Here is an 11,994-nt window from a genome sequence, read left to right as displayed (position 1 = left end):
CCAAACGGTCCGTGATTAGCCCTCGAACCCCTCGACCAACTCGACGCCCGACGACGACCCGATGCGGGTCGCTCCCGCTTCGAGCATCGCCATCGCCGCCTCGGCCGTCCCGATGCCGCCGCTCGCTTTCACGGGCAGATACTCTCCGAGCAAGACGACGTCGCTGACCGTCGCCGGCCCGGCGAACCCCGTCCCCGTCTTGAGATAGTCGGCGTCGGCTTCGACTGCCGCCTCGCCCGCCCGGCGCAGTTCCGCCTCCGTCAACAGCGGCGCCTCGACGATGACTTTCACCGGGACGGGCACCGCCGCGACGAGTTCCGAGAGTTCGTCGACGACCGCCTCGTCGTCACCGGCTTTGAGTCGCCCGACGTTCAACACCACGTCGAGTTCGTCGGCGCCGTCGTCCCACGCCGCCACCGCCTCCTCGCGTTTCGCGACGGAGGAATGCTGACCGTGTGGAAATCCGACGACGGTCATCAGCGTCACCGACGGCGCCGCGTCGGCCACCTCGCGCACGTAACACGGGGGAATGCAGGCGTTCGTGCCGTGTTCGGCCGCTTCCCGAACGACGCGCTCGGCGTCGGCGAGCGTCGTCTCCGGGCCGAGGACGGTGTGGTCGATGCACGCGGCGAAATCGGCTCGGTCCATGTCACTCACTCATACGGTTTATTGTAAGTCAGTACCGGTGGTTCGCCGGACTATCTCGGCGAACCACCGGGGCACAGTTACGATAATCCGTATCACGCCGTCGGAGCGTAAGGCTTTCCCGCCGACTCGCCGCTCATCCTCCATGGCCGTCCTCCCCGAGGGATTCGCGCTCCCGCCCGTCCCCTACCTGCTCGCGCTCGTCGTCGGCCTCGTCGCCGTGGGCGCGCTACTCCGCCGTCGCCGCCCGCCCGTCACCGACGCGACGATTCTCGCGTTTGCGCCGTGGATGGTCCTCGGCTCCGCGCTCCACGTCCTCTACGCGATGGAGTCGCTTCCGGCCGTCGCCCGCCCCTTCGCCGGCACCCCCGCCGTCTACCTCTCCGTCGCCGTCGTCGCCGGGGCGACGTGGCTCGCGGCCGCCGAGCAGTCGACTTCGACCCCCCGTCTCCTCGCCGGTGTCGGCTGTCTCGCGCTCGTCCCGGCCGTCGCCGCCGTCGTCGGCGTCGGCCTCGACCGTGGCTCGCTCCGGCTCCTTCCCTCGTTCGGCATCATCGTCGTCACTGCCGTCGTCGCCGGCGCGACGTGGGCGCTCCTCCGCCGGGTCCGGCCCGGCGTGGTCGACACCGGGCGCCTCGGCGTCCTCGCCGTCGCCGCCCACGCCCTCGACGGCGTCTCGACGGCCATCGGCATCGACCTCCTCGGCTTCGGCGAGCGCACCCCGCTCTCGGCGCTCGTCATCGAGTTCGCGGCGTCGCTCCCCACCGCACCAATCCTCGGGAGCGGGTGGCTGTTCGTCCTCGTGAAACTCGCCGTCGCGAGCGTGGTCGTCGTCGCGCTCACCGAGACGGTCCGGGAGGCGCCGATGGAGGGCCGGCTGATTCTCGGCTTCGTCGCCGCCGTCGGCCTCGGCCCCGGCGCCCACAACGTGTTGCTGTTTGCCGTCGCTTAGACGAACCGCAACCGGTAGTCGTAGTACGTCTCCCCGTACAGCACACGGCCAGTCCCCAAATCGTCCGTGTACGCGTCTTTCTCGATGTTGCCGTCGAGGTACGCGCGAGCGTGCAGTCCCGTCAGCACCGAGCGATACGCCTCTGAGTAGGGGTGGGACTCCTCGTACCCGTCGACGCGGGCCGTCAGGAGGATAGAGCGGGCCTCGTCGGAGAGCGACTCCCGCGACAGGCGGGCGTCGACGAACTGCGCCCGGAGAATCGCCTCCAACCGCTCCGGCGACTCGGCGACTGGCTCCGCCGTCGCCCGGTACACCGGTTCGTGAAACTCCTCGCGCGTCACGCTGAGTTCGTACACCGTCCCGCGGTAGGCGACGTGTGAAGGCGCGTCGTCACCGACCAGTCGGCTCTCGGCCGCTCGCTCCGCGTCGCGATAGACGAACCCGCCGCGCTGGACGAGTCCCCACGGCGCGCCGCCGACGTTACCCCGCGCCCGCGCCGCCATGTGGGCGACGTGGACCGTGCCCCGGTCGGCCTCCGAGAGCGAATCCGCCTGCACCGCCTCGGGTGCGTCGCTCGACTCGGCATCTGCAACTTCTGACAGCCGAAGCACCGGATGCGTGGTCGCCGCCTCGTCGACGACGACGGACCCGAGTCGGTAGTAGGTTCCCTCGTGGCGGACGTACCGCGGGTCGTCCGGTCGCGAGCCGAAGGGCGTCCGATACTGGGTGGTGTAGGACTCGCCCGCGAGCGCCGCCGCGAAGGCGTCGTCGTCGTCCGGGCGCCGCGTCTCTCCGAACTCGACTACGTAGCCCTCGCGCAGAGGCGTCGGTGCTTCGACGAGGGTGAGGCGGAGCTGTGTCGCGTTCGAGGACTCAGTCTCGTCATCGAGCGAATCGAGACAGCCCGCGAGGCCGAGGAGGCCGGCCGTCGCGCCGGCGGTGAGCAGTCGTCGTCGGTGGAGGGGCATGGCTCGGCCGTCGTCGGCCAGCCGGATGTGTGCTTGGATATCTGAAACGGTGTGACTCGTGAGGGCCGCACCCAAGCCCCGTTCAGTCCCACGTGGCCCACGTCAGGAAGGCGAGGCCGAGCGTCTGCAGGACGTGCAGCGTCATCGTCGCCTGCCAGACGATGGTCGGCATCTTGGTGCTGTACCACACCGAGAGGTCCGGGTCGATGAGATAGTAGTAGAGCGTGAGACCGTTCTCCGCGAGGAGAAACACCGAGAACAGCAGTAGGCCGAGGGTGTGTTTCGTCCGCACCGCGAGGTAGTTCCGTCCCCAGACGTAGCCGAGTCCGAGGAGCAAGCACACGTTTATTGCCGTGGCGAGGCGCGCGATGTCGGTCCATACGCTCATCCCCGACCACCGTCCGTCGAAAGTATTCCGTTCGCCGTGGGTGTTGTCGTCATGTTCAGTCCACCTGCTCGATAATCTCCTCGACGAGGTCCCAGTGGTCCTCCGCCTGCGGCGTGGGCAGGTACACCGCGCCGTAGTCGTCGCCGCTGCTCCGTAACACGCCGTTGTCAACCAGCACGTCGAGGTGATGCTGGACAGTTTCGTAATGCAGGTCGAGTTCCTCGGCGAGCTGGTTGGCGTTTCGCGGTCGCTCGTCGAGAACTTGGAGGAGCCGGATACGGTTGACACCGCCTCGGGTTCCGGTGAGTACGTACCAGAGACGGGCCTCCATCGTTCACCAGCAGAGTGACCATCACCGTAAGCCCACCGGTGGTGGGTCCCCGACTCAACAGTCGACGATGAACCCACCCGCCGCGCTCAGGATTTCGTCCATGCTCTTTGCCTCGTCGAACGCCGACGGGAACGGGTCCTTCTCGTTGAGGGTGTTCAGATACGCCGCGTGACGCCCCTCGACGGTGGCGATGGTCGCGCCCGCGGTCAGCAGGTCCGCGTTCTCGACCATCGAAATCGCGCCGTCGTACGCCGAGACGCCGGTGTTTTCGAGCACGCCCGCGACGGCGATGAAGTCGTCGACGTCCTCGACCCCGAAGTCGTAACACGCCTCCGCGGTTGGCTCGCCACCCAAATCCTCGACGACTGCGGTCAGCGTGTCGACGTGAGCACGCTCGTGGTCGCGAATCGACACGAAGTTGGGGCGCACGTCTTTGCGGGTCCGGTAGGCCAGCCCTTGGAGCGCCCGCGCCTCCTCGAAGTCGTTTTCGCCGAACCGTTCCAGCCCGTCGCGGTAGAACGCGTGTTCGAGGTGTTCGAGCGTGAGCGCGTAGTTCAACACGTCGACGTCGCTCGTCTCGTCGTCCTCGGCCTCCTGTGCGAGTGCGGCGTTCGACCCCGCGACCGAGAGTGCAAGCGCTCCCGCGCCTGCCGTCGCCGACCGCTGGAGGAACTGCCGTCTCGACGCCGCCGATTCGCCGCGCAGGTCGTCGACTATCCATTCGAACCATCCCGTCTGACTGGAGTTTTCGTCCGTCATGCACGTGGACCGATGCCCGACACACATATGATGATTTTCCGAGATGTTACCGAAGGGGGACCGAACGCTCACCGAACCTTCACCGAATTTCGGCTCTCCGCCAGCCGGGAACGTTTTTCTCCCCGGCGGGGCGAGTGTCGGTATGGCAGTCCAGCCACACCTTCGGGTCGACGAGGGCGACGTACACGACGTGGCGCTCCTTCCGGGCGACCCGGACCGCGTCCAGCGAATCGCCGACGCCTGCGACGACGGTTCCGTCGTGGAGTTGGCCCACAACCGCGAGTATCGCCTGTGTAACGCCGAGTACGACGGCGTGCCCCTGACTCTCTGTTCGACGGGCGTGGGGTCGCCCTCCGCGGCCATCGCGCTGGAGGAACTCGCCGCCGTCGGCGTCGAGACGGTCATCCGACCGGGGACGACCGGCGCGTTGCAGGCGGACATCGAAATCGGCGACATGGTGGTCGCCACCGCCGCCGCCAAGGAGGAGGGGACGACCAAGCGCTACGAGCGGGTGGAGTATCCGGCCGTCCCCGACCACGGCGTGGTGCAGGCGCTCGTCGCCGCCGCCGAGGCGAACGACGAGGCGATTCACGTCGGCCCCATCGTCACCGACGACGCCTTCTACGCCGAGACGGAGGAGTACGTCGACGACTGGGAGGATGCGGGCTTGCTCGCCGTCGAGATGGAGGCTGCCGCTCTCTTCACTCTCGCTCGCCGGAAGGGACTGCGCGCGGGCGCCATCTGCACCGTCGACGGCAACCTCGTCACGGGCACGCAGAAGGGAAGCGGCGACGCGACGGCAGAGGAACTCCCGCCGAAGGCCCACGACAACGTCGAGCGGATGATAGAACTGGCGCTCGGCGCCGCCGCGACACTCAAGTAGGATGTTCGAGGGGGTGCTCGCCCGCCTCGTCGCCGGTGCCCGGCGCGTGCGGCGATTCGAGCGGCGCGAACTCGCCGCCTTCAGCCGGTGGCTCCAACACACCGGCAACCTCCTCCACCTGACGGTGCTGGTGGCGGTCCCCCTCCTCATCGGCCTCGTGACGCTCATCTCGAACGCCTTCGCCGAACTCTCCTTCCTGCTCTTCCCGCCGCTTGCCTCCGGCGTCTACACGCTCTTTTCGGACCCCGAGGGTCGCTACGCCTCGCCCCGGAAGTTCGTCGTCGGCCTCGTCGTCGGCGCCTGCTGCGGGTGGGCGGCCATCCGTTTCTCGGCGCCATTCGCCGCCAACGCCGCCGTTTCGCCCGCGAGCGCCGCGCTCTCTATCTTCCTCACCGGTGCCGCCACGTGGTTGCTCGACGTGGAGGAGCCTGCGGCGTTCTCGACAGCGCTGCTCGTTCTCGTCACCGACGACGCCTCGCCCGAGGCGTACGTCGCGAGCGTCGCCGTCTTCGGCGGCCTCGTCGCTCTCGTGTTCGCCGTCTGGCGAAACCGTTTCTACGAGCGTCGCGCGCAGTATCTCTACGACACCGCCCGGAGCGACGACCACGTCCTCGTCCCGATGCGGGGCGACCACGACCGCGCGGAGACGACGGCACTGTTCGGCGCGACGCTCGCCGCCGCCCACGACGCCGGCAAGGTGGTGTTGCTGGCGGTGCTCGACCCCGAAGCCGACGACGACGAGGCCACGGCGACGGTGGACCGCCTCGAATCGACGGCCGAGCGCGTGCGGACGCGGGCGGGCGTCCCCTGCGACGTCGTCGTCGCGCGCGGTGCGCCGGTCCCGACGACGCTCGAAACGGCGGCGAACGCGAACTGTGACCTCGTGGTCACGCCGTACGAGGAGGAGACGGGGTTGCTCTCGCCGTACGTCCGGGGGGTCTTCGACAGCCGATACGACACCATCGCCTTCCGCCCGACGACCGGGACGCGTCGCTGGCGGCGGGTTCTCGTCGCCGTCGCCCGACCGGGCGACACCGCTCACGCCATGCTCGATTTCGGGGCGCGACTCGTCGGCCGGGGCGGCAGTCTGAGCGTCTGTACCTGTATCGACGCGGAGGTAGAGCGCCGGAACGCGGAGAAACGGCTGGCCGACCTCGCCGAGACGGTCCCGGTCGACGTCGAGACGCGCGTGGCCCGCAGTCGAATCACGGACTTCATCGGCGCCAACGCGGGCGCGTACGACCTGTTGGTCGTCGGCTCATCCGGCGACCGCTCGCGCGCCTCTCGGTTCGTCTCGCCGCCCACGTTCGAGCGCCTGCGCGACGTGGACTGCGACGTGGCGGTGGTCGACCGAGGCCAGCCCTAGATTTCGTCGAGTAGGCGGTCCGCCACGGCCTCCGTGTCGACGTCTCGTCCGCCGAGTGCCGACTCGGCCAGCAGGTGACTGCCGATGCTCGCGGGGCTGATGACCGTGTCGGCGCCCGCCCGCCGGAGTTTGTCGACGTTCTCCCGTTGGGTCGCCGCTGCGACGATGTGGACGTCGGGCGCGAGTTGGCGGGCGGTCAACACCGCGAGCGCGTCGGCGCCGTCGTCGTTCGTTGCGGTGACGACGGCCCGCGCCTCCTCGACGTGGACGCGCCGGAGCGTCGACTCGTCGCTACTGTCGCCGACGAGCGTGTCGACGCCGCGCTCGCTGAGCCGCCGCGAGAGGTCTTCGTCCGGGACGACGACGAGAAACTGGGATTTGCCGCTCAGTTCTTGGACCAGCGCTTCGGTCAGGTCACCGTACCCGAGCACGAGCACGTGGTCGTCGAGCAGGTCGAGTTCTGATTGTGTCATTTTACCGAGTGCTTTGACGAGTCGGGCTTCGATAGCCGGGGTGAGCAGGACACCGAGCGCGATGGCGAAACTCGCGGTGCCGACGACGAGCGCCGAGATGGCGAACAGTCGCGCCACCGCCGTCTGCGGCGTGATGTCGCCGTAGCCGACGGTGCTGGACGTAACGATGGCGAAGTAGAGGGCGTCGACGAGCGTGTTGATTCCCCCAAACTGCTCGCGAAGGGCGTACGCGCCGGTGGTGATGTACACCTGTGAGCCGCCGAGCGCGAGGAAGGCGGCAATCTGGGACGCCGAGAAGTCGACCGTTCGGTCGAAACGACGGCGGTTCAGGGCCACCGCGGGCAGCGCCAACACCGACAGCACCACCAGCGGAATCGACGTCTCGCTCGCTTGGATGAGTCCCTGCCCCGCCGAGACGACGAGCAACCCGAGCGTCGAGTACCACGCGGCGCGCAACCCCCGACGCAGGCCGAGGGCGCTCCCGAGCAGGAGAAACCCGGTGAGCGTGCCCGTGAACCCAGCAGTCGCGCGGGCGACTGGCGGCACGAACGAGACGAGCGGGCGTCCCACCGGCGACCCCATGTGGACGATACCCGTCACCATGGAGAGCGCGCCGGCGAGGAGCGTTAGCCCCACCGCCGCCCGGACGCCGAGGAGTTTGTCGCCTCGACTCGCAGCCATGGCCTACGCTCTCGCGCACGGAGTGATAAAGGGCACGTCGTGGCCCCGCCCTTTCGGACAGCAATCCTATTAGGCGTCCGCGTGCAGGCCTTCCCATGGCTTCCTTCCCGGTCGAGGTGCTGCTCGGACTCTATCTCGGGATTCTGACCGGCATCGTCCCCGCGCTGGTCGCCTGGGGGTTCGGGTTCGCCTTCAAGTACATCACGGGTGTCACCGTCCCCGCGCTCGGTGTCGTCGTCCTCGCCGTCGCCATCGCCGGCATCAACGGCGGGCTGATGGCGCTCAACGACCCCACGTTCACGCAGTCGGCGAATCAGGTTCGGCTCAGCGTCGCCGTCATCTTCGTGTTGATGCTCTCGCTGTACGCCCACAGCGTCGGCGACAAGATGGGCGCTGAGTTCCCCCGCCGACTCTCGCTTCGCAAACTCACCAATCGCACGCTCTCCTCCGACGTCGTCGAACTCGTCGGCGGACGCGGTCAGGTCGAGATTCGTATCTCCGGCGACGTGGGCGACATGGAGGGCTACCCCGCCGTCCCCGCCGACCTCCGGAGCGAGATGCAGGAGTGGTCGGCGACCTTTCCCGCCGACGTGCCGCTGGTCGAACTGGAGTCGCGGGTGGCCGACCGCCTCCGGACGGAGTTCGACCTCGCGGACGTGTCGGTATCACTCGACGAGCGTGCGAGTGCGACGGTGAACGCCGCGCCGCCGCTGGGCGGCCTCTCGAAGCGCATCCCGTCGGGCAAGCGCGGCGTCTCGCTCCGCGCCCTTCTGCCGACCGGCACCGCCCGCGGCGACGAGGTGACGCTCGCGACGCCCGACCGAACTTACGAGGGGACCGTCGTCAGCCTCCGCAGTGACCGCGCTCGCGACGCGACGCGCGGCGCCGAAACCGACGGCGGCACCGACCTGCCCGCACCGCCGCTCGCCCCCCCGCTCCCCGTCGCCGACGGCGGCGACGGGCGCGTCACCGTCGCCGTCGACGCCAGTCAGTCGTCGTCGCTCCTCGGCACCACCGTCGACCGTCTCGCCGTGAAGTCCCGGGGCACCCGCCGCGAGTACGAACTCCTCTCGCTCCTCCGGCGGGCGGGCCACCGGATTCGCAAAGTGACGATTCGGGAGGGGTCGCCCCTCGCGGGGACGACCATCGGTGCCGCCGCTGTCCGCGACAGTCACGGCGTGACCGTCCTCGCTGTCAGACACGACGGCCGCTGGCAGTTCGCCCCCCGTGGCTCACAGGAACTCGTCGCGGGCGACGACCTGTTCGTCGTCGGCACCTACGACGCAGTCACGACGTTCCGGGAGGTGGTCGCGTGACCCTCCTGCAGGTGGCTGCGCCGGCCGTCGACTCGACGCTGCTCCGCGCGCTCGCCGAACTCCTCGCGTTCGGCGTCGGCGCCGCCGTCGTCGGGGGGACCGCGGCACTCGTGTATCGCTGGTACACCAAGGTCCGACTGCCGCTGTGGCTGTCGGTGCTGTTCGGGCTCTCGGGCGTCGCGCTCACGCTCAACACCGTCGGCATCTTCTCCGACCTGCTTCGCGGACAGACTGGCATCTTCGACACCACTCGTATCCTGTACAACGTCGCGGCGCTTGGCCTCGGCGCCGTCGGCGCGCCCGCGGGCCGTCTCGTCGGTGACCGCATCGCCACCGACTTCTTCGCCGTGGCCGGGGTGCGCGAACTCGACGTCGAGGTGAGTCGGCTCGTCCGCTCGGTGGGCCGAATCACCGACGTGACCCTGCCCGAAGACGTCGACGACATCGGCGACATGGAGGGGTACGACCCCGTCTCCGAGTCGACGAAGGAGGCCCTCGCCGGCAAGACGCTCATCTTCCCCCGACGCCTGACCGTCGTCGAACTTCAGGAGCGACTCGGCACCCGACTGCGAGACGACTACGGCGTCGGCCACGTCGACGTCGAACTGACCGCCGACGGCACGGTCGAATATCTCGCCCTCGGCAGTCGAGCGACGGGCATCGGGCCGACGCTCGCACCGGGCACCGTCGCCGTCGCGGTGCGGGCCGACCCCGCCAACGCCGCCAGCCCCGGTGACCGCGTGCAGGTGTGGCAGACGGGGTCCGAGACGGAGCGGCTCCTGACCGCCGAACTCCGCGCCCACGTCGACGACGTGGCGACCCTCGCCGTCGACGAACAGGACGCGACGCGACTCGACGCCGCCGAGACGTATCGGCTGGTGACGCTGCCCGCCGAGCCACAGGCCGAACGCGAGTTCGCATCCCTGCTTCGCGCCGCCGAGGAGACGATGTACGTCCTGACGGTCGGCGAGGGAAGTGACCTCGTCGGGACGGCCGTCGAAGCGCTCGACGCCACCGTCGTCGCGGTCAAGAGCGCCGACGGCGGCATCGACGACTTGCCTCACGACCGGACGCTCGCTGCGGGCGACTCCGTGTACGTCGTCTGCACCCCCGAGACGTACCGGCGTCTTGACGCCCGAGGCCGCCCCCCGGACTCGGCAGAGACGCAATCCTCTTGACTGCCGGGGCGCGAGACGTACCCATGCAGTGGAAGTTGTTCGCGGACCTCGCGGAAGTGGCGGGCGACCGGGAGATTCGCGTCGACGCTGAACCGGGTGCGACGGTCGGCGACGCTCTCGACGAACTGCTCGATACGCATCCGGCCCTCCGTGACCGCGTTCTCGACGACGACGGCGACGTCGCCGACCACATCAACGTCCTTCGAAACGGCGAGAACGTCCGCGCTGGCGGCGGATTGGAGACGACACTCGAAGCGGGCGACGAACTCGCGCTGTTCCCGCCGGTCAGCGGCGGGCGCGCGTAAGAATTAGTCGGGCCGGGGTCGCGCGACGAACAGCGTCTGGACGACCGAGAAGGGGTCGTACACCGACTGGTGGCACTGGCAGTAGACGCCGTTCGGGTTTCCGAATCGCGCGGCGTCTTCCGTCTGCTTGTAGCCGGGGACACAGCAGAAGTGCGTACACTTGTTGAGCCACGCGATGAAGCCCTCGGCGGTGCTCGCTTGTAGCCACTCGTCGTCTTGGGCGGCCTCCTCGATGCGGGGACTTCGGAGCAACTGGATGGGGATGGGGTTCTCGGACTCCTCCGAGCGCCACGTTCCCGTCGCGGGCTTGCCGACGCCGGCGTCGCCGATACCGTTGCCCCACTCGGTGTAGTCGTCGAAGTCGTCGACGTGGAAGCGGTCACCCTCCTCCTTGTTGTTCGACTGCCAGTCGTAGGCCGGGGCGGCACCCGACCGGAAGTAGTTCTCGCTCTCGTACCCCGGCTGGATACCCTGATTCCCTTCGAGCCCACAGTATTGGAACCACTCCGAGGAGTAGGTCGAGCCACCGAGGTCCATTTCGGCGACCTGAACCTCGATGCCACCCTGCATGGTGGTTTCGACGTCGGGCCAGATACCCCGGATGTACCCCTCAGAATCGATTTCGAGCGGAATCTGTGGCATTCCGCGCGGCGCCGGCCCGCCCGTGTTCTCGATGGCCCACGCCTGCGTGGACCCCCCGCCGGACCCCGGCGAGGCGGTCGCGCTGTTGACGGTGACCGTCCCGAGGGCGCCCACGCCGGCGAGCGCCGAGCCACCGACGACCCCCTTTACGAACCGCCGTCGGCCGCTCTCCTCGGGATACTTGTCATCCGCGCTCATGCCCGACCCTTAGTGTGGGCCGTAAAAAGCGTGACGAAGTGCCAAACGCTCAGTTCCAAGGCGCCTCGGGGAAGTCGACGATGCGCTCCTCGCGGTCGATGCCGTCGATACGCGTGATGTCCTCGTCGTCGAGGTCGAGGTCCCGGGCCGCGTAGTTGGCGCGGATGTGTGCCGGCGTCCCGGATTTGGGAATCGGCGTTGCGCCCTTCGCCATCACCCACGCGAGCGACACCTGTGCGGGCGTGGCGTCGTGTTTCTCGGCGACCCGCTGGATTTCGGGTACTTCGGCCACGTCGTTGCGCGCGATGGGCGCGTACGCCACCAGTTCGTAGTCGTGGCGCTCGGCGTGAGCCCGGAGTTCGTCCTGCTGGAGCAGGGGATGCATCTCGACCTGATGGGTGGCGGGCGGTTCGCCGAGGTGGTCGATAGCTTCGTCCATCTGTGTGGGCGTGAAGTTGCTGAGGCCGATGTGGCGGGTCAGCCCCGTCTCACGCGCCTCCAGCAGTGCTGGGAGCGTCTCCTCGGGGTCGTAGGTGTCGAGCGGCCAGTGGACGTACAGCAAATCGAGCGTGTCGACACCGAGCAAGTCGACGCGCTCGCGCGCGCTCGCGAGGAACTCGTCGCCGCCGAGTCGGTCGCGCCACACCTTCGACGCGAGGACGATGTCCTCGCGGTCGACGTCGCTCGCGGCGATTCCTTCACCGACCGGTCGCTCGTTCTCGTAGTATTCGGCGGTGTCGACGTGCCGATACCCCATTTCGAGCGCCGTCCGGACGGCCTCGATACAGTCGTCGGGGTCGGTCAACTCGTAGGTGCCGAAGCCGGGCGCTGGCAGGTCCATACGGCGACGAGGGCGGCCACGGTGTCGTATGCTACGCTTCCGGCACGACGGGCCGGTTCGTTCGGCGC

14 protein-coding genes are annotated in these 11,994 nt (G+C 68.7%); 6 read left to right on the top strand and 8 right to left on the bottom strand.

Annotated features, from left to right (window positions below; all coding sequences use genetic code 11):
• Window positions 1-15: 15 nt before the first annotated feature.
• Complete coding sequence (gene deoC, locus ACQUSQ_RS14310) at window positions 16-648, bottom strand: deoxyribose-phosphate aldolase (RefSeq protein WP_435070133.1); 633 nt, start codon at window positions 646-648, stop codon at window positions 16-18.
• A gap of 142 nt (window positions 649-790) precedes the next feature.
• Here deoC and ACQUSQ_RS14305 point away from each other — a divergent pair, with 142 nt between their 5' ends.
• Window positions 791-1,597 (top strand): DUF63 family protein, encoded by an 807-nt coding sequence (locus ACQUSQ_RS14305; RefSeq protein ID WP_435070131.1) that lies wholly within the window; start codon window positions 791-793, stop codon window positions 1,595-1,597.
• Here ACQUSQ_RS14305 and ACQUSQ_RS14300 read toward each other — a convergent pair.
• The 4 genes from ACQUSQ_RS14300 to ACQUSQ_RS14285 all read right to left on the bottom strand — a co-directional run bounded on the left by ACQUSQ_RS14300 (window position 1,594) and on the right by ACQUSQ_RS14285 (window position 4,043).
• Entirely contained in the window at window positions 1,594-2,565 is a 972-nt protein-coding gene (locus tag ACQUSQ_RS14300) for a hypothetical protein (RefSeq protein ID WP_435070128.1), read from the bottom strand. The genes ACQUSQ_RS14305 and ACQUSQ_RS14300 overlap by 4 nt on opposite strands.
• A gap of 82 nt (window positions 2,566-2,647) precedes the next feature.
• A complete protein-coding gene (locus tag ACQUSQ_RS14295; RefSeq protein ID WP_435070127.1) occupies window positions 2,648-2,953 on the bottom strand; it encodes a hypothetical protein in 306 nt (101 codons plus the stop codon).
• A gap of 55 nt (window positions 2,954-3,008) precedes the next feature.
• On the bottom strand, window positions 3,009-3,284 hold the full coding sequence (locus tag ACQUSQ_RS14290) for an ArsR/SmtB family transcription factor (RefSeq protein ID WP_435070125.1): 276 nt from the start codon (window positions 3,282-3,284) through the stop codon (window positions 3,009-3,011).
• A gap of 54 nt (window positions 3,285-3,338) precedes the next feature.
• Window positions 3,339-4,043 (bottom strand): ferritin-like domain-containing protein, encoded by a 705-nt coding sequence (locus tag ACQUSQ_RS14285; RefSeq protein ID WP_435070122.1) that lies wholly within the window; start codon window positions 4,041-4,043, stop codon window positions 3,339-3,341.
• 142 nt (window positions 4,044-4,185) lie between these two features.
• On the opposite strand from ACQUSQ_RS14285, the gene ACQUSQ_RS14280 reads away from it, so the two are divergent.
• On the top strand, window positions 4,186-4,926 hold the full coding sequence (locus tag ACQUSQ_RS14280) for a nucleoside phosphorylase (protein WP_435070119.1): 741 nt from the start codon (window positions 4,186-4,188) through the stop codon (window positions 4,924-4,926).
• A gap of 1 nt (window position 4,927) precedes the next feature.
• Window positions 4,928-6,292 (top strand): universal stress protein, encoded by a 1,365-nt coding sequence (locus tag ACQUSQ_RS14275; RefSeq protein WP_435070117.1) that lies wholly within the window; start codon window positions 4,928-4,930, stop codon window positions 6,290-6,292.
• On the opposite strand, the gene ACQUSQ_RS14270 is transcribed toward ACQUSQ_RS14275, so the two are convergent.
• Window positions 6,289-7,446, bottom strand: coding sequence for an NAD-binding protein (locus ACQUSQ_RS14270; RefSeq protein WP_435070115.1), 1,158 nt, complete (start codon window positions 7,444-7,446; stop codon window positions 6,289-6,291). The genes ACQUSQ_RS14275 and ACQUSQ_RS14270 overlap by 4 nt on opposite strands.
• 95 nt (window positions 7,447-7,541) lie before the next feature.
• Between ACQUSQ_RS14270 and ACQUSQ_RS14265 the strand changes: the two genes are divergently transcribed.
• The 3 genes from ACQUSQ_RS14265 to ACQUSQ_RS14255 are packed head-to-tail and all read left to right on the top strand — an operon-like array spanning window position 7,542 to window position 10,245.
• Complete coding sequence (locus tag ACQUSQ_RS14265) at window positions 7,542-8,762, top strand: potassium channel family protein (protein ID WP_435070113.1); 1,221 nt, start codon at window positions 7,542-7,544, stop codon at window positions 8,760-8,762.
• Window positions 8,759-9,940 (top strand): potassium transporter TrkA, encoded by a 1,182-nt coding sequence (locus ACQUSQ_RS14260; protein ID WP_435070111.1) that lies wholly within the window; start codon window positions 8,759-8,761, stop codon window positions 9,938-9,940. Before ACQUSQ_RS14265 ends, ACQUSQ_RS14260 begins: the two co-directional genes overlap by 4 nt.
• A gap of 23 nt (window positions 9,941-9,963) precedes the next feature.
• Complete coding sequence (locus tag ACQUSQ_RS14255; RefSeq protein WP_435070109.1) at window positions 9,964-10,245, top strand: ubiquitin-like small modifier protein 1; 282 nt, start codon at window positions 9,964-9,966, stop codon at window positions 10,243-10,245.
• 3 nt (window positions 10,246-10,248) lie between these two features.
• On the opposite strand, the gene ACQUSQ_RS14250 is transcribed toward ACQUSQ_RS14255, so the two are convergent.
• Together ACQUSQ_RS14250 and ACQUSQ_RS14245 are read right to left on the bottom strand one after the other, a co-directional pair.
• Entirely contained in the window at window positions 10,249-11,085 is an 837-nt protein-coding gene (locus ACQUSQ_RS14250) for a ubiquinol-cytochrome c reductase iron-sulfur subunit (protein ID WP_435070107.1), read from the bottom strand.
• 49 nt (window positions 11,086-11,134) lie between these two features.
• Complete coding sequence (locus ACQUSQ_RS14245; RefSeq protein WP_435070105.1) at window positions 11,135-11,926, bottom strand: aldo/keto reductase; 792 nt, start codon at window positions 11,924-11,926, stop codon at window positions 11,135-11,137.
• Window positions 11,927-11,994: the final 68 nt, after the last annotated feature.

Origin of the sequence: Haloplanus sp. C73 (genome assembly GCF_051195115.1) — an archaeon.
Lineage (GTDB): Archaea > Halobacteriota > Halobacteria > Halobacteriales > Haloferacaceae > Haloplanus.
Note: the sequence above shows the minus strand (reverse complement) of the source record. Positions and strands in the feature narration are given on the sequence as shown.

Bases quoted from the DNA above. Each gene is read 5' to 3' on its own strand.
- deoC (WP_435070133.1), bottom strand. From the start codon at position 648: ATGGACCGAGCCGATTTCGCCGCGTGCATCGACCACACCGTCCTCGGC.
- ACQUSQ_RS14305 (WP_435070131.1), top strand. From the start codon at position 791: ATGGCCGTCCTCCCCGAGGGATTCGCGCTCCCGCCCGTCCCCTACCTG.
- ACQUSQ_RS14300 (WP_435070128.1), bottom strand. From the start codon at position 2,565: ATGCCCCTCCACCGACGACGACTGCTCACCGCCGGCGCGACGGCCGGC.
- ACQUSQ_RS14295 (WP_435070127.1), bottom strand. From the start codon at position 2,953: ATGAGCGTATGGACCGACATCGCGCGCCTCGCCACGGCAATAAACGTG.
- ACQUSQ_RS14290 (WP_435070125.1), bottom strand. From the start codon at position 3,284: ATGGAGGCCCGTCTCTGGTACGTACTCACCGGAACCCGAGGCGGTGTC.
- ACQUSQ_RS14285 (WP_435070122.1), bottom strand. From the start codon at position 4,043: ATGACGGACGAAAACTCCAGTCAGACGGGATGGTTCGAATGGATAGTC.
- ACQUSQ_RS14280 (WP_435070119.1), top strand. From the start codon at position 4,186: ATGGCAGTCCAGCCACACCTTCGGGTCGACGAGGGCGACGTACACGAC.
- ACQUSQ_RS14275 (WP_435070117.1), top strand. From the start codon at position 4,928: ATGTTCGAGGGGGTGCTCGCCCGCCTCGTCGCCGGTGCCCGGCGCGTG.
- ACQUSQ_RS14270 (WP_435070115.1), bottom strand. From the start codon at position 7,446: ATGGCTGCGAGTCGAGGCGACAAACTCCTCGGCGTCCGGGCGGCGGTG.
- ACQUSQ_RS14265 (WP_435070113.1), top strand. From the start codon at position 7,542: ATGGCTTCCTTCCCGGTCGAGGTGCTGCTCGGACTCTATCTCGGGATT.
- ACQUSQ_RS14255 (WP_435070109.1), top strand. From the start codon at position 9,964: ATGCAGTGGAAGTTGTTCGCGGACCTCGCGGAAGTGGCGGGCGACCGG.
- ACQUSQ_RS14250 (WP_435070107.1), bottom strand. From the start codon at position 11,085: ATGAGCGCGGATGACAAGTATCCCGAGGAGAGCGGCCGACGGCGGTTC.
- ACQUSQ_RS14245 (WP_435070105.1), bottom strand. From the start codon at position 11,926: ATGGACCTGCCAGCGCCCGGCTTCGGCACCTACGAGTTGACCGACCCC.